At 45.1% G+C, this 22,523-nt stretch carries 20 protein-coding genes and 1 other annotated feature; of the genes, 10 read left to right on the plus strand and 10 right to left on the minus strand.

The genetic code is table 11. The annotated features are described in order from the left end of the window. Window positions 1-19: 19 nt before the first annotated feature. Together G4P54_RS15335 and G4P54_RS15340 are read right to left on the minus strand one after the other, a co-directional pair. Window positions 20-1,177 carry an ABC transporter permease gene (locus tag G4P54_RS15335; RefSeq protein WP_167873124.1) on the minus strand — a complete coding sequence of 386 codons (1,158 nt, stop codon included), beginning with the start codon at window positions 1,175-1,177 and terminating at the stop codon, window positions 20-22. Then, window positions 1,174-1,884 carry an ABC transporter ATP-binding protein gene (locus G4P54_RS15340; RefSeq protein WP_167873125.1) on the minus strand — a complete coding sequence of 237 codons (711 nt, stop codon included), beginning with the start codon at window positions 1,882-1,884 and terminating at the stop codon, window positions 1,174-1,176. Before G4P54_RS15340 ends, G4P54_RS15335 begins: the two co-directional genes overlap by 4 nt. A gap of 288 nt (window positions 1,885-2,172) precedes the next feature. On the opposite strand from G4P54_RS15340, the gene G4P54_RS15345 reads away from it, so the two are divergent. Then, window positions 2,173-2,394 (plus strand): DeoR family transcriptional regulator, encoded by a 222-nt coding sequence (locus tag G4P54_RS15345; protein WP_003152337.1) that lies wholly within the window; start codon window positions 2,173-2,175, stop codon window positions 2,392-2,394. Window positions 2,395-2,516: 122 nt separating this feature from the next. Here G4P54_RS15345 and G4P54_RS15350 read toward each other — a convergent pair whose 3' ends face one another. Together G4P54_RS15350 and murJ are read right to left on the minus strand one after the other, a co-directional pair. Further along, window positions 2,517-3,236 (minus strand): pseudouridine synthase, encoded by a 720-nt coding sequence (locus tag G4P54_RS15350; protein WP_167873126.1) that lies wholly within the window; start codon window positions 3,234-3,236, stop codon window positions 2,517-2,519. Between the two features lie 68 nt (window positions 3,237-3,304). Next, window positions 3,305-4,939, minus strand: coding sequence for a lipid II flippase MurJ (gene murJ, locus G4P54_RS15355; RefSeq protein ID WP_167873127.1), 1,635 nt, complete (start codon window positions 4,937-4,939; stop codon window positions 3,305-3,307). A 204-nt stretch (window positions 4,940-5,143) separates the two neighbouring features. Between murJ and G4P54_RS15360 the strand changes: the two genes are divergently transcribed. Continuing rightward, complete coding sequence (locus G4P54_RS15360) at window positions 5,144-6,406, plus strand: BaiN/RdsA family NAD(P)/FAD-dependent oxidoreductase (RefSeq protein WP_024714651.1); 1,263 nt, start codon at window positions 5,144-5,146, stop codon at window positions 6,404-6,406. 178 nt (window positions 6,407-6,584) lie between these two features. Continuing rightward, on the plus strand, window positions 6,585-8,120 hold the full coding sequence (gene opuD, locus G4P54_RS15365; RefSeq protein ID WP_167873128.1) for a glycine betaine transporter OpuD: 1,536 nt from the start codon (window positions 6,585-6,587) through the stop codon (window positions 8,118-8,120). A gap of 36 nt (window positions 8,121-8,156) precedes the next feature. Here opuD and G4P54_RS15370 read toward each other — a convergent pair whose 3' ends face one another. Next, window positions 8,157-8,339: a sporulation protein Cse60 gene (locus G4P54_RS15370; RefSeq protein ID WP_003223398.1), complete on the minus strand. Its 183-nt coding sequence runs from the start codon at window positions 8,337-8,339 to the stop codon at window positions 8,157-8,159. Window positions 8,340-8,598: 259 nt separating this feature from the next. Further along, window positions 8,599-9,603 (minus strand): biotin synthase BioB, encoded by a 1,005-nt coding sequence (bioB, locus tag G4P54_RS15375; protein ID WP_205781565.1) that lies wholly within the window; start codon window positions 9,601-9,603, stop codon window positions 8,599-8,601. Window positions 9,604-10,158: 555 nt separating this feature from the next. Here bioB and G4P54_RS15380 point away from each other — a divergent pair. Genes G4P54_RS15380 through melA form a run of 5 tightly spaced genes read left to right on the plus strand, consistent with a single transcriptional unit; the run spans window position 10,159 to window position 15,556 of the window. Next, window positions 10,159-11,193 carry a LacI family DNA-binding transcriptional regulator gene (locus tag G4P54_RS15380; protein WP_167873130.1) on the plus strand — a complete coding sequence of 345 codons (1,035 nt, stop codon included), beginning with the start codon at window positions 10,159-10,161 and terminating at the stop codon, window positions 11,191-11,193. Window positions 11,194-11,226: 33 nt separating this feature from the next. After that, window positions 11,227-12,507, plus strand: coding sequence for an ABC transporter substrate-binding protein (locus G4P54_RS15385; RefSeq protein WP_167873131.1), 1,281 nt, complete (start codon window positions 11,227-11,229; stop codon window positions 12,505-12,507). Beyond that, the gene (locus tag G4P54_RS15390) at window positions 12,500-13,411 is read left to right on the plus strand and encodes a carbohydrate ABC transporter permease (RefSeq protein ID WP_167873132.1); all 912 of its coding nucleotides are present in this window, start codon (window positions 12,500-12,502) and stop codon (window positions 13,409-13,411) included. The genes G4P54_RS15385 and G4P54_RS15390 overlap by 8 nt, the downstream gene beginning before the upstream one ends. Further along, window positions 13,408-14,238 carry a carbohydrate ABC transporter permease gene (locus G4P54_RS15395; protein WP_167873133.1) on the plus strand — a complete coding sequence of 277 codons (831 nt, stop codon included), beginning with the start codon at window positions 13,408-13,410 and terminating at the stop codon, window positions 14,236-14,238. The genes G4P54_RS15390 and G4P54_RS15395 overlap by 4 nt, the downstream gene beginning before the upstream one ends. A gap of 19 nt (window positions 14,239-14,257) precedes the next feature. After that, entirely contained in the window at window positions 14,258-15,556 is a 1,299-nt protein-coding gene (melA, locus tag G4P54_RS15400) for an alpha-galactosidase MelA (protein WP_167873134.1), read from the plus strand. Window positions 15,557-15,578: 22 nt separating this feature from the next. Here the strand turns inward: melA and G4P54_RS15405 are convergent, their stop codons facing one another. From G4P54_RS15405 to G4P54_RS15415, 3 genes are all read right to left on the minus strand, one after another. Continuing rightward, window positions 15,579-15,890: a rhodanese-like domain-containing protein gene (locus G4P54_RS15405; protein WP_003237998.1), complete on the minus strand. Its 312-nt coding sequence runs from the start codon at window positions 15,888-15,890 to the stop codon at window positions 15,579-15,581. Window positions 15,891-16,006: 116 nt separating this feature from the next. Next, window positions 16,007-18,421, minus strand: a complete 2,415-nt coding sequence (gene leuS / locus G4P54_RS15410) for a leucine--tRNA ligase (RefSeq protein ID WP_167873135.1) — start codon at window positions 18,419-18,421, stop codon at window positions 16,007-16,009. Window positions 18,422-18,530: 109 nt separating this feature from the next. Further along, window positions 18,531-18,745 (minus strand) — a binding site (T-box leader). Window positions 18,746-18,848: 103 nt separating this feature from the next. Further along, a complete protein-coding gene (locus G4P54_RS15415; protein ID WP_024714660.1) occupies window positions 18,849-19,184 on the minus strand; it encodes a DUF4257 domain-containing protein in 336 nt (111 codons plus the stop codon). Between the two features lie 392 nt (window positions 19,185-19,576). On the opposite strand from G4P54_RS15415, the gene ytvA reads away from it, so the two are divergent. After that, a complete protein-coding gene (gene ytvA / locus G4P54_RS15420) occupies window positions 19,577-20,362 on the plus strand; it encodes a YtvA family blue-light photoreceptor (protein ID WP_167873136.1) in 786 nt (261 codons plus the stop codon). 30 nt (window positions 20,363-20,392) lie between these two features. Here the strand turns inward: ytvA and G4P54_RS15425 are convergent, their stop codons facing one another. Beyond that, on the minus strand, window positions 20,393-21,586 hold the full coding sequence (locus G4P54_RS15425; protein ID WP_167873137.1) for an MDR family MFS transporter: 1,194 nt from the start codon (window positions 21,584-21,586) through the stop codon (window positions 20,393-20,395). Between the two features lie 188 nt (window positions 21,587-21,774). On the opposite strand from G4P54_RS15425, the gene G4P54_RS15430 reads away from it, so the two are divergent. Then, a complete protein-coding gene (locus G4P54_RS15430; protein ID WP_167873138.1) occupies window positions 21,775-22,521 on the plus strand; it encodes a sunset domain-containing protein in 747 nt (248 codons plus the stop codon). Window positions 22,522-22,523 lie beyond the last annotated feature (2 nt).

Here is a 22,523-nt window from a genome sequence, read left to right on the forward strand (position 1 = left end):
CGCCGCCGTTTGGGTTTTTTTATGTAAACAATAAAGAAACAGCGGCCGCTAAAAAACAGCAGGCGGCAAACGCATAGTGCAGCGTATTGATACAGCTTTTTCGGGCCCGGTAATACTCATCACTTTCCTTATCAGCGCCAATTAAAAAAGGAGCATCCATGATCTTGTCAAAAATAAGCGTAAGGAGATAACGGCAAACACCTGTATACACGAACAGCACAATCAGCTTCATCCAGATCGGGGAGACAAATAGCAGAACAGTGAACGCTGACAATAACATGTACATGTGCCTCATATACTCGCCATTCCTCAGCATGACTTTGAAAAACAACTCCTTATAGCCAGTACAGATTGTCCGTTTTTTAAATATCCTTTTTGAATTCCGGTAAAATAACGGTTTTCTTCTCATTCTATCTTTTACCTTCGGGATTCCCGCCTCCTGGCTCATCATCATCACAAGGCCCGCAAGCGCCAATCTGCTTTTTTTCTCTTCCATCACCTCTGCTTCAAAACCCGAGATTGAAGCTGCCTTTTTCAAACCGCGGCAGAATGCGAAAATCAAAAACAAAATGCCAATGAGCGCAAGCAAACGCCAATCAGTAAAAGCGATCAGAGCAGCAGAACCGGAGAAAAGAACGGCTCTGAAAAGAATGTCAGCAAGCCATCGCGAAATGGAGCGCCGCTTTCTGATCGTGTCTTGTTTTAAGGATAAAAAGAATGCATGAAGGCCAAACAGGTAACACAATAGGGCTGCGCTTTCTGTCAATGTGATGTGAACAGAATGACGGATGAAAGGAAAAACAATGCAAAAGAGCAGCACCCATTTCGCCAGCGTGATCAAAAAAGAATACACAAGCGCGTACCGTTTTAGCTGATAGATCATCTCTTTCTTTTGCAGCAAAAACACTTTGTCCGCTTCCATTAAAAATGTATGGACCTTGCCTGTGCACACGATCAACACACACACAGCATACAGCCATCTCCATTCCATCACCTCAGACCACTCATAAAAAAGGCCTCTTCCGTTCAGCAAATCAATATACTGATAGATCAGAAAAGCAAGCGCCGGCAAAACAATGTAGAGAGCGACTGTCCAGTCAATGACAGCATGCAATACTTTAAACTGATACTTGTAATAGTCAAACAGCCTTCGAAAAAAGAGCGTACGCCCGTTCATGGCCGATCACCTTGAACCGCCTTATAAAAACAGTCGAGCAATGACTGCTCCTCTAATCCAGTCTTGTCCTGAATATCTTTTAACGTGCCTTGGAGAAATAAAGAACCTTTCTCAATCATATAAAATCGGTCACAGATTTTTTCCGCGGTATCGAGTACGTGCGTGCACATGAGAATGCCGGCTCCCCGCTCTTTTTCAGCTTTAAGCATGTCCACAAAGCGTTTCGTCGATATCGGGTCGAGACCGATGAAGGGTTCATCAATCACATACATATCCGGCTTAGCGAGAAAGGCCTGAATCAGCATCAGTTTTTGCTGCATGCCTTTCGAAAAGGTGACAGGCAGCTCATGCATGACATGATCTAGCGAAAACGTCTGCAGCAGACTTTGGGCCCGCCGCGTACATTCATCCTCCTCGATGCCGTGGAGCGTGCTGATCAGATCCAAATGCTCCCACAGCGTCAGTTCTTCGTAAAAGGACGGATGCTCAGGAATATATGCGAATGAACTGTCGTTCCAAGTAATATCCCCTTTAAAGTATTCCGAGAGGCCGAGTATCGCTTTAATTGCGGTGCTTTTCCCGGCACCGTTAGCTCCGATCAGCCCGACCAGCTCCCCTTTTCCGACTTCCAAAAACACATCGGTGAGCACTTTTTTTCGGCTTGTATACCCCGCCTGTTTTATAGAAGCTTCAAGCAATTTTGTCAAATGTCACCCACCTCCAATATTTACTACGAAACAGAATAAAAAAAGTTTCTTTAACCATAATAATATTAAGCCGAAATACATAGTAATCCAACAAGGATGGCTGCCCAGCTCGTATTGGAAAAAATTAATAGGAGTTATCCCTAGATTCATCACTGCGATTTCGTGTATAATGAGGGCGAATTATCTAAAAACTTTAGATGTCTGCCTTAGTTGCTATTTCGTACGCAGTTGATAGTCGTGAGTTGTGGTTAGTCAAGTCCATCCGATCTTATGATAGGGAGTGGTTTTTTGAAACCTTCAACAAACCGTATGCTAACTCGAATCAAATCTGTTTACATGTTTATCCAAGAAAAAGGTCTTGTGACAACACAGGAACTGGTTGACGAATTCGGCATTACACCTAGAACGATTCAAAGAGACTTAAATGTGTTGGCATACAATGATCTTGTTCATAGTCCAAGCCGTGGCAAGTGGGAGACAACGAGAAAGAAAGTAAAAATTACCTCTTAAATTGCAAAATTACATATGGCCGCCTGTGTGCGGCCTGATAGATGCAGGGCGCAGAATCTCCTAAGCCTTGTTTTTGTGTGCTTATATATAAAAAAAATCCCGCATCGAAATGCGGGATTTTTTCATGCCTGCGGGTCTTTCAGCAAATGAAGTTCTTCTTCTGTAAGCTCACGGTATTCTCCCGGCTCCAGAGCGGGATCCAAGGCAACCGGTCCCATCGAAAGCCGCTTCAGATAAATCACTTCATTGCCGACAGCCTTTGCCATCTGCTTGACCTGATGGTATTTACCTTCTGTAATCGTCAGGTATATCACGGTATTGCCGTTATCGTTTGCTTTGATTTCCGCTTTTGCCGGCTTTGTTTTATAGCCACCTTCTATGTAAACACCAGCTTCCAAATCGGAGATGTCTTCTCGTGAAATCTGTGATGTTAAGTGAACTTCATACGTTTTTGGAACATGCTTTTTAGGCGAAAGGAGCCTGTGTGCGAGCTGGCCGTCATTTGTGAGCAGCAAAAAGCCCTCTGTATCTTTATCAAGCCGGCCGGCTGGAAACGGCTCAAATCTCATCTCTTCCGGCGTCAGCAGATCGACCACTGTTTGCTGACGGCTGTCCTCAGTCGCCGACAGCACTCCCTGCGGTTTGTTCATCATCAAATAAATGAACTCGCGGTAATCAACCGGTTCACCGTATACGGTAACCTCCTGCGTATCAGGATCAACGTGCGCCTTTACATCTTTGGCCGGTTTGCCGTCGACCATGACGGCCCCCGCCTTCACAACAGCTTTGACTTCTTTTCTGGAACCATACCCGCTATTGGAAAGCAGCTTATCAAGTCTCATTCCCAATCTCTCCTTTATAAAAGAAAGCCCGCAGCATGCGAGCCTTCTATTGTATCATATTTTGTTCATCAGCCGGCATGTTTGCCTCTTTTTAAGAATCCCGGCAAACGGCGTCCTAATATTTTCTGCAAAAATCCTAACCGGTAGCTGCAATACAGGTAGACAGCTCCGCCAACAGCGGCCGCAATCACCACAACAATCGCAGCGTGAAGCTGGCCATCCTGATAGGAAATAAAGAAACTTAATAACCATTGCACGATTTTCACGGCTACAGCCATAACGGCGGACAAAACCAGCATCAATACAGTCCGTTTGACTAATACCTTATACGAATAGCCTGCATGACGTTTAATCATGATAAATCCATATAAAAGTGAAGCGATATAACCTAGCGCCGTCGCTAAAATCGCGCCGTCAGCCTGCATCAGCTTGATCAGCGGAACATTCAGCACAAGCTTGATCACAACACCGATGACAAGGCTGACAACCGCAAATTTTTGTTTATTGATGCCCTGCAAAATGGCTGCGTTGACCGTAAATAAAGAGAACAGAATCGCAATCGGGGAATACCAAAACAGAATGTTTGCCCCAAGTTCAGGTAGAAGGCTTTCAGATCCGTAAAAGAACGTATATGTCGGCCCAGCCAATACAGAGATCCCGACAACAGCAGGAATAATTAAAAACAGGATCGTCTGCATCGTTTGATTAATCTGCTGATTCAGCAGTTTATAATTTCCGCTTGTAAACGATTCAGTAATCGTTGGAATTAATGTCAGGCCGAAAGCAGTTGCAAGCGAAACCGGGATCATGACAAGCTTCTGCACATACAGGGTAAGAATCGCCAGCATGTCCTGGCTGATGGCTTGATGGCCGGCTTCAATCATCGCTTTGTTAAACGTATTTGTATCAATATAGTTGTACAAAGGGATGGCCAGTCCGACAAAAACGTACGGAGCGGCATAGCTGAACAGCTCGAGAAACATTTTCTTGTAGCTTAAATTTGCTGTCGGCCCCGTATTCGGCGCCATTGCCAGCAGGCTGCTCTTCCGTTTGTTCCAATAAATATACAGCACGATCAGTCCCCCGAAGGCGCCGATCAGCGCTGCGAAGGTCGCATAACCGACAGCGATGACAAGACCGCCGTTGAACACCTTCAATATTAAGAATGTCGCACTCAATAAAAAGATGATGCGGACAATCTGTTCAACAACTTGGGAAACAGCTGTCGGCCCCATCATTTGATGCCCTTGGAAGAATCCGCGGACAAGGCTCATAATTGGCACGACCAAAAGCGCTAAGCTGACCATGCGGATGACATAAACGACATGATCTATTGTCAGGCCGTTATTGTCCTTGCCGCCCAGCGATATTTCCGCAAACAACGGAGCGGATAAATACAGAATGAAAAAGGCAATCATTCCTGTGACGAGCATAACAGACATACCCGCCTTGAGCATTTTTCGGCTTGTTTCATAATCCCCTTTGGAATTATATTTGGAAACAAATTTTGAAACAGCAGCGGGAAAGCCCATCGTAGCGATATTCAAAAATAAAGTGTATTGGTTGTATCCGTATTGAAATAACGCACCGCCTGTCGCCCCGACCATAATGCTGAAGGGAATTAAATAGACCATTCCCAGAATTCGCGATATATACGTACCGAGCGTTAACACAAACGTGCCTCTTAACAGTTTGCTTGACATGTTTCTTCATCACCATTTTCTACGAAGATTCAACTTTTCTATTTTACCACAACTAGGCATTTAGACGGTAATAAATACAAAAGCAAACTTGTGAACATTCAGTTTCACTGCAAAAGACGTTTAAGGAGAGTCTGTCTTTCGCTATAATAGTACTGCGGACAGAGCGTTCGCACACGAAATGGAAAAAGAAAGTTGATGATAAAGATGAAACAATTTGACGTTATCGTAATCGGAGGAGGCCCTTCAGGCTTGATGGCTGCGATTGCAGCAGGAGAACAGGGAGCTCACGTGTTGCTGATAGATAAAGGAAATAAATTGGGACGGAAACTCGCGATTTCCGGGGGCGGCCGCTGCAATGTGACGAACCGCCTTCCTGTGGATGAAATTATTAAACACATCCCCGGCAACGGGCGTTTTTTATACAGCGCGTTTTCTGAATTTAGTAATGAAGACATTATCAAGTTTTTTGAAAATCTCGGGATTCAATTGAAGGAAGAGGATCATGGCAGGATGTTTCCTGTGACAGACAAAGCCCAAAGTGTCGTTGACGCATTGTTAAACAGGCTGAAACAGCTGCGCGTAACGATCAGAACGAATGAGAAGATTAAGTCTGTTATATATGAAGATGGGCGCGCAGCAGGGATTGTGACAAATAACGGCGAAATGATCCATAGTCAGGCAGTCATTATCGCTGTCGGCGGTAAAAGTGTGCCTCATACCGGAAGCACCGGAGACGGCTATGAATGGGCTGAAGCCGCAGGCCATACGATAACAGAGCTGTTTCCGACAGAGGTTCCCGTCACATCTGGCGAGCAGTTTATTAAGCAAAAAATACTTCAGGGCTTATCACTAAGAGATGCCGCTGTCAGTGTGTTAAATAAAAAAGGCAAACCGATCATCACACATAAAATGGACATGCTGTTTACGCATTTCGGCCTCTCAGGCCCCGCCATTCTCAGATGCAGCCAATTTGTGGTGAAAGAGCTGAAAAAACAGCCCCAAGTGCCAATCAAGATTGATTTGTATCCGGATATTAATGAAGAAACGCTATTCCAAAAGATGTATAAAGAGCTAAAGGACGCACCGAAAAAAACGATTAAAAACGTGCTGAAGCCTTGGATGCAGGAGCGCTATCTCCTCTTCTTGCTTGAAAAAAACGGCATCTCTCCGAACGTATCGTTTTCTGAGCTGCCGAAGGACCCTTTCAGACAATTTGTAAAGGACTGCAAGCAATTTACCGTTCTCGCAAACGGCACACTGTCTCTTGACAAGGCTTTTGTCACGGGTGGCGGGGTATCTGTAAAAGAAGTTGATCCGAAAAAGATGGCTTCTAAAAAAATGGAGGGCTTGTATTTTTGCGGCGAAATCTTGGATATCCACGGCTACACAGGCGGGTACAATATTACGTCAGCCCTTGTCACAGGCAGACTCGCAGGACTCAATGCCGGACAATTCGCCCGTTCTTAACCATTACTTTTCACACTATGAATCATTGAACTTCTCCGCATTCATGATAGGGCGGGACATGTTTTGTTTCACCTGATTGCGGGGTAATTTTAAGAGAAGGATGATCTGCCTGCGTACGGCCATACTAAGTTTCCGAGCAAAATATAAGCGCACACAAAAAATTAGAGGGTGAGAGTATTTGAAACATATATCCAGTGTATTTTGGATTGTGATTTCCATCACAGCCGCAGCTGTATTGTGGGGCGTTATTGCTCCCGACAGCCTGCAAAATGTGTCTCAATCTGCACAAGCGTTTATTACCAATTCATTTGGCTGGTATTATCTTTTAGTTGTCTCTTTGTTTGTCGGGTTCTGTCTCTTTTTTATTTTCAGCCCGATTGGAAAAATCAAACTCGGAAAACCCGATGAAAAACCGGAATTCGGGTTACTAACATGGTTTGCCATGCTGTTCAGCGCAGGCATGGGAATCGGCTTAGTATTCTACGGTGCGGCTGAACCGATCAGCCATTACGCAATTAGCTCTCCATCAGGTGAAACAGAAACGCCCCAAGCTTTCAGAGATGCGCTCCGCTATACGTTTTTCCACTGGGGTTTGCACGCTTGGGCCATTTATGCCATTGTGGCATTATGCATCGCCTATTTCCAATTCCGCAAAGGCGCTCCCGGATTAATCAGCAGCACGCTGTCACCGATTCTCGGCGATAGAGCAAACGGCCCGATCGGCAAATTAATTGACTGCATCGCTGTTTTCGCAACTGTTGTCGGGGTGTCGACAAGTCTTGGGCTCGGTGCGACCCAAATTAACGGCGGTTTGAATTACCTATTCGGCATTCCGAATAGCTTTGTGGTTCAACTTATTTTAATTGTCATTGTGACAGTGCTCTTTTTGCTTTCTGCGTGGAGCGGACTTGGAAAAGGCATTAAGTATTTGAGCAACACGAACATGGTTCTGGCAGGACTGTTAATGCTGTTTATGCTCGTTGTCGGTCCGACTGTGCTGATCATGAACTCATTTACAGATTCTATCGGACAATACATTCAAAATATCGTTCAAATGAGCTTCAGACTGACACCGAACGACCCCGAAAAACGCGAGTGGATTAATGACTGGACGATTTTCTATTGGGCATGGTGGATTTCCTGGTCCCCGTTTGTCGGCATTTTCATCGCCCGTGTATCCAGAGGCCGGACGATCCGCGAATTTTTAATCGGCGTCTTGGTGACACCTTGTATTTTGGCATTTCTATGGTTCTCTATTTTCGGCGTATCAGCCATGGATCTTCAGCAAAAAAGCACATTCGATATAGCAAAGCTTTCAACTGAAACGATGCTGTTCGGAACACTTGATCACTATCCGCTGACAATGGTGACATCGATCCTTGCGTTGGTTCTGATCGCTGTATTCTTTATCACATCTGCTGACTCAGCGACATTCGTGCTGGGCATGCAGACGTCCTACGGTTCTTTAAATCCGGCAAATTCTGTGAAACTCAGCTGGGGGATCATTCAGTCCGCCGTGGCGGCTGTGCTCCTATATTCCGGCGGGCTTGCCGCTTTGCAGAACACAGCGATTCTGGCAGCACTGCCATTTTCTATCGTCATTCTGCTGATGATTGCCTCTCTCTATAAATCACTCTCAAAAGAACGAAGAGAGATCAGAAAAGCGAAGAAAATCGATAAACCGAGAAGTCCAAGAGTAAAAAAGGCTTATTAACAAAAAAGATCTTTCCGCACCTGCGGGAAGATCTTTTTATTTGCGATATAAAATAAGGGCGGAAAAACAGTAAAGCTGCTCGCCGTCTGGGTCACACGCCGCCGACACCGTATATTTGATATCAATCAGCTGCTCCTCCGATATCCCTTTTAAAAATGAATTGATTTCTGTCTGCAAGTCTTTTTCATGCTCTTCATCAAATACCGCCACCTTCAGCATCTTATCCGCTCTCCTTTCTCTATCAATCTATTCCGTTTGGAACAGCGTTATGATAGAGAAATCATTTTCGCCCCGCTCTCCAGATAACTATGGCGTCTCCTGGCTCACCGTCTTGCCGCCCGACTTTCAGCAGTACGGCATAAACAACCCGCATATGAACAGCAGATCAGCTGACGCTGGAAAAAGAGAGAGCGAAAGCACGAGGAGCGTATACTGCAAATACGGCGACAGACATCACACCGATTGCTTATGGATTCTCTCAGCTTTTCGCCATTAAACCAGCCTTCATTTCTTCGACTGATTCAACTTCAAAGCCCAAATCACTCAGCATTTTATGATCCTCCGTCTCTTCCTGTCCGGCAGTTGTTAAGTAATCTCCGACAAAAATGGAATTTGCGGCGTAAAGGCCTAATGGCTGCAATGAGCGGAGATTGACCTCTCTTCCTCCGGAGATACGGATTTCTTTTGACGGATTGATAAAACGGAACAGCGCCAGCACTTTTAAACAGTACAGCGGAGTGAGTTCGTTGACACCTTCTAATGGCGTGCCGTCAATCGCATGCAAAAAATTCACCGGAATGGAATCCGCGTCAAGGGCCTTCAAGCTTTTTGCGATATCGATGACATCCTGTTTCGTCTCCTTCATTCCGATAATGGCGCCTGAACATGGAGACAGACCCGATTCTTTTGCCATTTCAACCGTATGAACCCTGTCATCGTATGTATGTGAAGTCGTGATGTTTGAATGATTTCGCTGTGACGTATTCAAATTATGATTATAGCGGTCTATTCCAGCTTCCTTCAGCCGTTTCGCCTGCTCAGGCTTTAACAGTCCTAGACACGCACAAACCTTCAGTCCATATGTCTCTTTCATTTCCCGCACCGCATCTGCGACCTGATCCACTTCTCTGTTAGACGGCCCCCTGCCGCTTGCCACGATACAATATGTGCCGATATTCAGATCGTGCGCCCGCTTTGCGCCTTCAAGAAGCGTTTCCTTATTCACCATCCGGTAAGACTGAATCGGCGCTTTCGAAATCGCGGACTGTGAACAATAGCCGCAGTTTTCCGGACAGAGCCCTGATTTGGCATTCATAATCATATTGAGCTTCACTTTTTTTCCGTAAAAGTGTTTTCTGATGTGAAAAGCCCCATGCATCAAAAGCAAAATATCTTCATCTGGACAGTTTAATATCGAAAGCGCCTCTTCGTCTGTCACTTCTGCTCCGGCCAGCACCCGGTCTGCGAGTTCCATCCATTTCATTCTCATACCCCCACTTGATTCATTCTGACACGATAAAATGTTTCTTCTTGCATCCCTTCCCGCCCTTTCACTGATCACTGAAGAACATGTGGTGCTTCCCAGTTAAAATGTTAACCGATTATAAAAAATGTTAACAATTAGAATATTATTGTTCTCACTTGTTTCTGTCAATAGAAGAAAGCATCAATTGATGTCAGCCAGGTAAAAGAAAACAAAAAGACCGTTTTAACATAAAACAGCCCCCAGTTTCGATTTTTTACTTTTGCAAAAACCGGACAGCTCCATGCCTTATGACTGTAATATGCAGACACCTTTTCATATCCGTTTACATCAAGCAGGGGCGTTTCAATGATGTTTCCTTCGCTTACTTCACATTTAAGAGGCAGATCTGGTTTCCCCCTTTATTTTTACAAATCGCATCGTTTACTAAATATTAAGTAAATATAACAAAATTTTCCGAAAACAGTTATTGTAACCGCTTACTTCGATATGATAGTATCAATTTATCAAAAACAGATGAGTTCATATTTTACTAAATAGATGAGAGGGATACCTATGGTTCGGATTAAAGATATCGCCTTGAAAGCTAAAGTTTCCAGCGCGACTGTTTCCAGAATTTTAAATGAAGATGAGTCGCTTTCTGTTGCGGGCGAAACGAGACAACGAGTCATCCATATCGCTGAAGAGCTCGGCTATCAAACAGTTGCCAAACGCCGGAAATCCCGCAGACAAAAACAGCGGACTCAGCCGCTGATCGGCGTACTGAGCTGCCTGTCCCCCGATCAGGAACGGCAGGACCCTTATTTTTCTTCCATTCGCAAAGGCATTGAAAAGGAATGCTTTGAACAGGAAATCTTCATTACAAATTCGATTCATCTCGGTTCCTTTCAAGAGCATATCTTGCGGGAACTGGATGGTGTCATTGTCATCGGCCGAGTTCATGATGAAGCCGTTACGCACATCAGCGGACGGCTGGAGCATGCCGTATTTATCAATCACTCTCCTGATCCTCAAGCGTACGATTCGATTGGCATCGATTTTGAAGCGGCTTCACGCCAAGCGATTGATCACCTTTTCAATCTAGGCTACAAACGGCTAGGCTACATTGGCGGGCAAGAAAAAGAGCATACGCTGAAGGATGGCCAAAGCATTCGCAGAACCATCGAAGACAAACGCCTGACTGTCTTTTTGAAGTCCGCCGCGCCCCAGCCTGAGCATGTGCTGGTCGGAGAATACAGCATGCGTGAGGGCTATCGCCTGATGAAGAAAGCAATCGCTCAAGGCCATCTGCCGGACGCATTCTTTATCGCAAGCGATTCCATGGCGATCGGCGCGTTAAAAGCGCTTCAGGAAGCCGGACTGCAGGTGCCGCGGGATACAGCGATTGTCAGCTTTAACGGGATTGAAGAATCTGAATTTGCCAGCACGCCTTTAACGACAGTGAAGGTATACACAGAGGAAATGGGCCGGACAGGCGTAAAATTGCTGCTGGACCGCCTCAATGGCCGAACCCTTCCCCACCGCGTCACCCTGCCCACCACTTTAATCGTAAGACAAAGCTGCGGATGTCCAGCTAAGGAGGTGACATAAGCAAGCATTAATCATGATGATAAGGAGGAAAAGATGAAACACACTTTTGTTTTATTTCTCTCTCTTATTCTGCTTATTCTGCCCGGCTGTTCAGCAGAGAAAAGCTCAGCGGACACCGCAAAAAAGACGTTAACCATTTATTCTACAATGTCAACGGACAGTGAAAGAGATACGTTCAGAAAACTTACGGCAGCGTTTGAAAAGGAACACAGTGACATTCGTGTCAGCCTTCATTTCCCAGGCAATGACTATGAAAATATGATGCGTGTCAGAATGGCTGCCAATGATTTGCCTGATCTTTTTGATACACATGGCTGGGGGAAAATCAGGTACGGAGAATATACAGCAGACCTCCGGGATATGAAATGGACTGAAAACCTCGATCCACATTTAAACAGCATTCTCAAAAATAAAAGCGGAAAGGTGTATGCCTATCCGATCAATCAGGCAAAAGACGGACTGGCGTATAACCGCAATATGTTAGACCGTTACGACATTGACCCGCCGGAAACGATGGATGACTTTATGAAAGCACTGAGAACGATTAAAGAAAAGAGCAAGGGAAAGATTGTTCCCTTCTGGTTTGCCGGATATGACAAAAGCTCATTCGCCCAATATTACGACCAATTCGCTACACCTCTTCTCATTACAGATCCCGCCCACAACGAAAAAAAACAGCTCATTAACGGCACCTTTCAGTGGAGCAAATTCACTTATTTATCAGACATCCTTAAACAAATGCAGAAAGAAAAACTGATCAATATCGACGCTGTAACCGCAAAAAAATCTCAGCTCATTGAATTAATGGCCCAAAACAAAATCGCCTTTACGATGCAAGGCGGCACACTCGGCCACGATGTTGCCCAAATCAATCCAAACGTCGAGGTCGGCATTATCCCCACACCTGCGATACATGCCGGAGATGCCCCGATATGGATCGGCGGTGAACGCTATACGCTCGCAGCATGGAAAGACTCACCTCATCTAAAAGAAGCAAAAGAATTTATTTCATTTATGGCACGTCCCGCTAATGCCAAACAAATGGCTGAAGCCACCTCGCTTCCCTCGGGTCTGACCAATGTGAAAGCTGATATTTACTATGCAAATGACTATGAGCATTATCAAAATGTCAAAGTCGAACCTTACTTCGATCGTTTATACTTGCCTAACGGAATGTGGGACGTCCTGGGGACAGCCGGGCAGGAACTTGCGGCTGATATTTTGACGCCTCAAGAGATTTCGCAAAAGCTGAAAAGAGAATATAAACGACTCCGGGAGCAATCGGAAACACAGGGAGCTGAAAACAATGAGTGAGATCGCAAGGGACGTTCATGTAAAACAGGTTAAGCCAAAAAAGCAGACCTCACTTTGGTGGATGTACACTCCTGCTTTACTCTCCGTTCTGATCTTTATGATTTATCCGTTTATGAAAGGCGCAATGATCACCTTTACAAACTGGAACGGCTTTTCGCAAGTCTACCAATGGGTGGGATTCGCGCAATATGAAAGGCTGTTTACTGACCCTGACACTTGGCACATTCTAAAAAACACGCTGCTTTACGGGCTCGGCAGCACCTTTTTCCAAAATGCGGTCGGACTCTTGTACGCCCTGCTTCTAAATCAAAGCATCAAAATGAAAGCGATAACAAGAACCGTTGTCTATTTGCCTGTGATGATCAGTCCGCTCATTATGGGATACATTTGGTACTTTTTCTTCTCCTATGACGGAGGCGCGCTCAACGATTTGCTCGGTGTCTTCGGCATCAGCCCGATCAATGCGCTCGCCAGTCCAACACTGAATCCCTGGATCATCGTTTTGATTAACACCTATCAATATGTCGGGATCGCTATGATTGTCTACTTAGCCGGCCTGCAAAGCATTCCGAAGGATTACTATGAAGCCGCGCAAATGGATGGTGCGAAACCAGTCCAGCAGTTTTTCACCATTACACTGCCGCTGTTAATGCCCTCAATAACGATTAATATGGTCATCAACATCATTGGAGGCTTAAAGCTGTTTGACGTCATTATCGCGCTCACCGCTGGCGGCCCTGGGAATGCGTCACAATCCATGTCCACGTTTATGTATGATTTGTATTTCAAACGGCAGGATGCCGGCTATGCCGCAACGCAAGGCATATTGATGGCATTTGTCATTTTGATCATCAGCTTTTGTGCGCTTGCGTATTTTAAAAGAAAGGAGACGGAAATGTCATGAAAACCGCCCGTTCAAAAAATCTGCGGATCGTTACACTTCTTGCCGCCATTGTGGCCTGTGCGCATTTTATTCCTTTTTACATTCTGCTGACCACCTCATTAAAAGCAAAGGGAGACTACAGTTCGAAATGGATGTTTCCAGGCGATATCTCCTTCCGCAATTTTTCAGAGGCATGGGAGCGCGCTTCACTTGGAAACTCTTTTATAAACACCATCATCATCACAGGCTTTTCCGCCTTGTTATTGATCATATTCGGCTCACTTGCCGCCTACCCACTTGCCCGGCGGGAAACAAAGCTGAATAAAGCGGTTTTCGCCTTGCTCATTTCCATTATGATCATCCCTCCGCTAACGTCCATGGTGCCTTTATACCAAATGGTCGTGGATGCCGGAATGGTGAATACACACGCCATCGCCATTTTCATCAATACAGCGGCTTACATGCCGTTAACCATATTCCTGTATTCAGGTTTTATCCGATCAACAGTTCCAAAAGAGCTTGAAGAAGCTGCAAAAATTGACGGCGCGGGCATGCTGAAAATCTTTTTTATGATCGTGTTTCCTCTGCTTAAGCCGATCACAGCGACCATCTGTATTATTTCCTGTGTCTTTATATGGAACGACTATCAATTTGCGATTTTCTTTTTACAAGATCAAAAGGTTCAGACATTAACAGTCGCCATGGCAGGGTTTTTCGGAGAAAACGCCAACAATCTGCATTTAGTTGCCGCAGCGGCTCTTATGGCAATGTTGCCGATGATTGTTCTGTTTTTGGCGCTGCAGAAATATTTCATTGCCGGCCTGTCATCCGGAGCGGTAAAGGGATAACATTAAAGGAGGAAGCAATATGAAAAAGATTACATTTATCGGTGCAGGGAGTACCATTTTCGCCAAAAATGTATTAGGAGACTGCCTGTTAACGGAAGCACTAAATGGCTTTGAATTCGCTCTTTTCGACATTGACCCCAAACGCCTGCAGGAATCCCAGCTCATGCTCGAAAATCTGCGAGACCGCTATAACCCGAGTGTGGCGATCAACAGCTACGATGACAGAAAACTTGCCTTGCAGAACGCAAGCTATGTCATCAATGCCATTCAGGTTGGAGGATATAAACCGAGCACTGTCATAGATTTTGAGATTCCGAAACGGTACGGGTTGCGCCAAACGATTGCCGACACAGTCGGCATCGGCGGGATCTTCAGATCACTCAGAACCATCCCCGTCTTATTTGATATCGCAAAGGATATGGAAGACATGTGCCCAGATGCGTGGTTTTTAAATTATACAAATCCAATGGCCTCCCTTACAGGCGCACTGCTCCGCTATACAAATATTAAAACAATCGGGCTCTGCCACAGTGTTCAAGTGTGCACGAAGGATTTATTCAAATCTCTCGGAATGGAGCATGACGGAATTGAGGAACGCATCGCGGGAATCAATCATATGGCCTGGCTTTTGGAAGTCAAAAAAGACGGTATAGATCTCTATCCTGAAATTAAAAGGAGAGCAAAAGAAAAACAAAAAACAAAGCATCATGATATGGTGCGGTTTGAATTGATGGATAAGTTCGGCTATTATGTCACGGAATCATCCGAACACAACGCAGAGTATCACCCGTTCTTTATTAAACGGAATTACCCTGAGCTGATCAGCGAGCTGCAAATTCCGCTAGATGAATATCCGAGAAGGTGCGTCAAGCAGATTCAAAATTGGGAGAAAATGCGGGATGATATCGTCAACAATAAACACCTTACGCACGTACGTTCAAAGGAATATGGTTCAAGAATAATCGAAGCGATGGAAACGAACGAGCCATTCACCTTCGGAGGAAACGTCTTGAACACAGGACTGATCACCAACCTTCCTTCAAAAGCCGTTGTGGAAGTGACATGCGTCGCCGCCAGAAAAAAAGTGACCCCGTGCTTCGCCGGAGAACTGCCTGAGCAGCTCGCAGCCCTAAACCGGACGAATATTAATACACAGCTGATGACAATTGAAGCCGCTGTCACACGAAAAAAAGAAGCGGTTTACCAGGCCGCAATGCTTGATCCGCATACAAGCGCGGAGCTTTCCTTGAATGACATCATCTCCATGTGCGACGATTTATTTGAAGCGCACGGCGATTGGCTTCCGTCGTACAAATAAAAAACTAGGGGACCGCTCTCCCCTAGTTTTTTGGTTTTGTTTCGCCTTCCCAAGCCATCATGCCGCCTTCGACATTGACTGTTTTAAAGCCCTGTTCATCCAAGTACCTGCAGACATTCATGCTGCGCATTCCTGAGCGGCAGATAAACACGTACTCTTTGTCTTTATCAAGGGTGTCCATTTTTTCAGGAATATCCCCCATGCGAATATGAACGGCTTGCGGGATCATGCCTTCCGCAACCTCTTCATCTTCTCTGACATCAATCAAATATAATTCTTCGTCCGCCTCAATTTTTTCTTTCAAAGCGGCTGTGCTGATTTCTTTTATTTCCAAAGAAAACACTCCCATTCACAATGATCATGTTTTAGTATATCAAAGTCAGCTGGACGATTGCTATTTCGAGACTGATTTAGAAAAATCCCCTTTTCGCAAAGGGGATTTTTCTAGGCTTAGTTTGCCACAATATTGACGAGTTTGCCAGGCACTGCGATGATTTTTCGAATCGTTTTGCCTTCAAGCTGCTCTTTGACCTTTTCATCGGCTTGAGCAAGCTGTTCGAGCTGTTCTTTCGTCGCATCGGCAGGAACCAGTAATTTCGCTTTTACTTTGCCGTTCAGCTGAACAACGATTTCAACTTCATCATCCACAAGTTTCGTTTCATCATAAACAGGCCAAGCTTCATATGCAATCGTGCCGACATGGCCGAGCTTCTCCCAAAGCTCTTCCGCTAAGTGAGGCGCAATAGGAGAAAGAAGCTTCACGAAGCCTTCCATATATTCCTTCGGCAGCTCTGTTGCTTTATATGCTTCATTGATAAAGACCATCAGCTGGGATATACCCGTGTTGAAACGAAGACCTTCGTAATGGTCTGTGACCTTCATGACTGTTTCATGATACACGCGCTCCAATGTTTCACCTGCGCCGTCAACGATTTTGCCGTTAAGCTCACCGTTGTCTTCTACAAACAGGCGCCATACGCGGTCAAGGAAGCGGCGCGCGCCGTCTAATCCTGATTCAGACCAAGCGATTGAAGCATCTAGCGGTCCCATGAACATTTCGTACAATCTGAGCGTATCAGCACCGTGAGAGGCAACGATTTCGTCAGGGTTGACAACGTTCCCTTTCGATTTACTCATTTTTTCGTTGTTTTCGCCGAGAATCATTCCTTGGTTATACAGCTTTTGGAACGGTTCTTTCGTCGGCACTACGCCGATATCATACAGGAACTTATGCCAGAAGCGGGCATACAGAAGATGGAGCACGGCATGTTCTGCGCCACCAATATACATATCAACCGGAAGCCATTTTTCCAACTTCTCTGGTGATGCCAGCTGATCCGGATTGCGCGGATCAATGTAGCGCAAGAAATACCAGCAGCTTCCCGCCCATTGCGGCATCGTATTCGTTTCTCTTCTTCCTTTTTTCCCTGTCTCAGGGTCTGTGACTTCCACCCAATCTTTAATGTTCGCAAGCGGTGATTCGCCTGTTCCGCTCGGTTTGATTTCATCCGTTTTCGGCAAAATCAGCGGCAGCTCCTCTTCAGGCACAGCCGTTGATGTTCCGTCTTCCCAATGAATGACCGGAATCGGCTCGCCCCAATAACGCTGGCGGCTGAAAAGCCAATCGCGCAGACGGTACGTCACTTTTTTCTCGCCGTTTGTCGTTTCTTCCAGCCAAGCAATCACTTTCTCAATCGCTTCCTGTTTGTTAAGGCCGTTCAGGAAATCAGAATTCACGTGCTCGCCGTCGCCAGTGTACGCCGCTTCCTCAACGTTTCCGCCTTTCACAACTTCCTTCACCGGAAGGCCGAATGTTTTGGCGAATTCAAAATCACGCTCATCGTGTCCTGGAACAGCCATGACAGCACCTGTTCCGTATGATGCAAGAACGTAATCCGCAATCCAGATCGGCAATTTCTCTCCGTTTACAGGATTGATCGCATAAGCTCCTGTAAATACGCCTGTCTTTGTTTTCGCAAGATCAGTACGCTCCAGGTCACTCTTTGATTGAATTTCTTTGATATATGCTTCAACAGCTTCTTTTTGCTCAGCCGTTGTGATGTTTTCCACCAATGCATGTTCCGGGGCAAGTACCGTGTATGTAGCGCCAAACAGCGTGTCTGGTCTTGTCGTAAACACCGTAAAGGATTCATCATGTCCATCTATAGCAAAATGAACGTGAGCGCCTTCAGAACGGCCGATCCAGTTGCGCTGCATATCTTTAATGCTTTCCGGCCAGTCAAGCTCTTCCAAGTCTTCAAGAAGCCTGTCCGCATAAGCGGTGATTTTCAGCATCCACTGCTTCATCGGACGTCTCTCTACCGGATGGCCGCCGCGTTCGCTCTTGCCGTCAATGACTTCTTCGTTGGCGAGAACCGTACCGAGAGCCGGGCACCAGTTTACAGGCACTTCGTCAACGTAAGCAAGGCCCTTTTCGTATAGCTTTAAGAAAATCCATTGCGTCCATTTATAGTATTCAGGGTCAGTCGTATTGATTTCACGGTCCCAGTCATATGAGAAACCAAGCGACTGAATTTGACGGCGGAAATTGTCGATATTCTGCTTCGTAAACACAGCTGGATCGTTCCCTGTGTCAAGCGCGTATTGCTCAGCCGGCAGGCCGAATGCGTCCCAGCCCATCGGATGAAGGACATCATAGCCCTGCATGCGCTTCATGCGGGACAGGATATCTGTAGCTGTGTATCCTTCAGGATGGCCGACGTGCAATCCCGCTCCTGACGGATAAGGGAACATGTCCAGCGCGTAAAATTTTTGTTTTTCATTATGATCAAGAGTGGCAAATGTTTTGTTTTCAAGCCAGTATGTTTGCCATTTCTTTTCTATCTCTTTGTGCTGAAAACTCAAAGTAAAAACCTCCTTCTAATTGAATACGGCGTTTATGGTTCAAGTATTGACGGGAAGGAGCGAACTATATTCAGAATATTCCCAAACTAAAAAAAACTCCCTCATCCCAAAAAGGGACGAGAGACTTTCGTTTTCCCGCGGTACCACCCTCGTTAGCGCGGCATACGCCGCACTCACTTGATACTTTTAACGCAGTTATGCGTCAGCGGCTTTTCACCGCTGCAACTCTGAGGTGAGTTCGGAAACAAACTTGATTGACTTTCACCAGCCGTCAACTCTCTGCAACAATATCTGCTTCTTACTGCTCCTCTTCATTGTTCTTATCGCAACCGTAATCTTAACTGTATTTTATAGAATTCTGTTCATAAGTGCAAGCAGGTTTGTATACAATGGGAATGTACCCTGAACGGGCGAAGATTGAGGACAATTATTCGGGTGGAGTTTTGGTTTGACGTTTGGACTCGGCTGGGTCGCCGCCGCTGTTCATTTCTCTCACAAAGTCAAAACTTCTGAGAACAGCTTCACCGCCGTAGCCTGAGATAATCGATAAGATGACAAGTTGAATTCCTGAATCGGGGTCAGCGGATAATACAAGTAAAATGGAAGCTGTCATTCCGATAAACCAATCTTCCAAAAATCCAAGGTAGATAAACCGCTTCGTCATTCTGGGTTTCTCCAGCCTGCCTCTCTTTTTCACATGACCGAGAATCCCCATGATTCCTCCAATTACACAAGCAATAAGTACCTGATGCAGCATCTTCATCATCACCTTCCTAAAGCCCTTATTTCGTAAAGCGACTTCAGGCCATCCAGCCCCCTTAAACGATTCCGATGATTTTCGATATCTACATACTGGCAAATCTGAAAAAAGCTTGTTTCTTCCATTATATGTGAACACATGATCGATAAGCTTGATGCATTGGATTCATTTTTCCCCCAGTGACATTTACCTAGTCACTCATTTAGCTGCTTCCGGTCATATGTTCAATCTCTGTTCTTATTTTAGTGTATACGAGGACAAGCCTTGATGACAAACAACAAACTGCGCTTGCTTGAATCAGAACATACGTTATGCTAGGGTTACTGTAGAATTCATTTAAAAAAGGGGAAAATCAGGCTTTCGTTCAGTAAGATGACAGCCTAAGGGGGATTTAAATGGCTAGTTTTCAATCATTTGGCATGCAAGGACAGCTGGAAGTCATCAAAAAAGCGCTTGATCATGCGCGAGTCGGTGTGGTCATTACAGATCCCGCGCTCGAAGATCATCCTATTGTCTACGTAAATCATGGCTTTGTTCAAATGACCGGTTATGAAGCCGGGGAGATTTTAGGAAAGAACTGCCGATTCTTACAGGGGAAACACACAGATCCCGCTGAAGTGGACACGATCAGAACCGCTTTACAATATAAAGAGCCTGTTACCGTGCAGATCAAAAACTACAAAAAAGACGGAACAATGTTCTGGAATGAATTGAATATTGATCCGCTTGAGACTGAAGGCAAGACCTATTTTGTCGGCATCCAAAAAGACATCACCCAGCAAAAAGAGTATGAAAAGCTTCTCGAGGATTCCCTCACAGAAATCACTGCACTTTCAACGCCTATTGTCCCGATACGCAACGGCATTTCAGCTCTTCCGCTAGTCGGAAACCTGACTGAGGAGCGATTCAATTCCATTATCTGCACATTGACGAAAATTCTAACAACATCCAAGGATGATTATTTAATTATCGATTTATCCGGATTAGCCCAAGTGAACGAACAAACCGCCGATCAGATTTTCAAGCTGAGCCATTTGCTGAAATTGACGGGGACCGAATTAATCATTACCGGCATTAAGCCCGAATTGGCTATGAAAATGAATGGTTTGGATGCTAATTTTTCATCGTTGAAAACATTTTTAAATGTAAAGGATGCCGTTAACGTTCTTCCGGTCATGTAAAAAGATCCCGCTCATCAGCGGGATCTTTTATTATGAAGAGATTGAGGCTTGCTTATTTGTTTCTTTTGCCGGTTTTATCCGTTTGTCGTATAAAAGCGTTGCGGCAATACTGATCAGCAGCAAAACCAATAGAGATAAAACAAGAGCCCGGATGCCAAAATGATCGACAAGCAAACCGCCGAACAACGGGCCAATCATTCTGCCGCCTGTCGCCGCGCTGTTGACAAAGCCTTGATAAAAGCCTTCTTTCCCCTTAGGCGCAAGCTGATTGGCAATCGTCGGCACCGCTGGCCAAACAAGCATTTCTCCGATAGTCAGAATCACCATGGCAGCCAGAAACATCGGGAAGTGCTTTGCCGTCAGCAGCATGCTGTAGGACAGTATAAAAATGATAAAACCGATGACCATTTGCGCTTTCAGCGACTCCGCCCATTTTTTTACGACAAAGCTGACAAGCGGCTGGCCAATCACAATTAAAATTCCGTTAATTGTCCACAGCACGCTGTATAAGGAAAGAGATATTCCCATGCTTTGCGTGTACGAAGCAATCGTGGTAGACCATTGAGAATAAGCAAGCCAGCCTAGTACATAGCCGCTGCTTAATATGATCAGCGCGGCAAATTTCGCTTTGCCGTTCACAGCATCATAATCAAGCACGGATGTTTGAGACGCATCCTTCGTCTGAATATTTCGAAATCCGAAATATACGATAAAGAAAAAGATCAGATACAATACGGCATTCGCCATAAATACGTAGGAAAACGAGAAAGACGCCACGACACCGCCAAGAGCTGAGCCGACGGCCACCCCCGCGTTTTGCGCGACATAGATCGCATTAAATGCCTTCCTTCCCCCTTCAGGCCACACTGCTCCAGCCATTGCATAGCTGGCCGGAAAAACAACACCGGATCCAAAGCCCACAACCGTCAGCAGCGCAATATAGGCAGGCCAATCATGGAAAAAGACAAGACCCATCAAACTTGCTAACGTAATAGCAATCCCAAGCATAATCGATTTAAAGCCGCCGATTTTATCAAACAAAAAACCACCGCATAAATTACCAGCCACACTGGCGCCGGAATTCAGCATCAGAACAAGCCCGGCTACTGTTAATGACTTTCCTAAATGATTATGAATATAAATCGTATTCAGCGGCCATAAAAAAGAAGCCCCCGTCACATTAATAAACATTCCAATGATTAAAATTTTAAGAGCACGCGGCATACTCATCCCCCTTTCTTACCTAAAAAAGCTCATGAAAAAAACGAAACCTAAAACGGCTCCGTACGAATCGAGTGATCATAGCACATTCATTCTATCTGTCTACCTCACATTTTTCAACTGATGAGCGTAAAAAAATCTAACACATATTGTTCGGAAAATGTAAAATAAATAGAAAAAGGGGTCATTTTATGGAAATGGCATTAGCATTCTTAGGTTTTCTTGCATGTCTCATTTCGCTTAGCTATGGATTGTATCACCTCGTCAGATATGTGCTGAAAAAAGAAAAACGTTTTTCTAAGAAACTTTTTTGGCCGCTTTTGATAGGAGGCCTGGTGCTGCTCTTCACCGGAGCAGGACTGTCAGAGCCTGATGCTGCTGCTGCAAATGCGGAGAAAAAATATTCAGCTTTAAACGCCGAATATCAAAGTCTCACAAAAGAGCATGAAGCACTTGAAAAAGAATACAAATCTGTCAGCACTGAAGCAAAGACATTAAAAGACAGCACAGAAGATCAAGACAAGCTGAAGCAGCTTGAAAAAGAAAATAGTGAACTAAAAAAGACGCAAAAATCATTAAAAGCGGAGATGAAAGAGCTTCAAGACAATCAAAAACAGCTCAAAGAAGATACAAAAACGGCAAAGGCTGAAAATGAAACACTCCGACAAGATAAAACAAAGCTTGAAAAGCAATTAAAAGAGGCGAAAAGCCAAACTGCAAGTTCTTACGAAGACACTGGAAATTCTTCAAGCCATACCAATCAAGCTGATGAAGCCAAAGCAGCTGACACAGCAGAAGGCTGTAATATTAAAGGAAGCAAAAACGGCATCTACCACACGCCAGGCAGTACATACTACGACAGGACAACTGATCCGGCTGAAATGTTTTGCTCAGTTGAAGAAGCTGAAGCCGCAGGTTACCGGGCGCCAAAACGATAAAC

The sequence above is a fragment of the Bacillus tequilensis genome, assembly GCF_012225885.1.
Taxonomy (GTDB): Bacteria; Bacillota; Bacilli; order Bacillales; family Bacillaceae; genus Bacillus; species Bacillus tequilensis.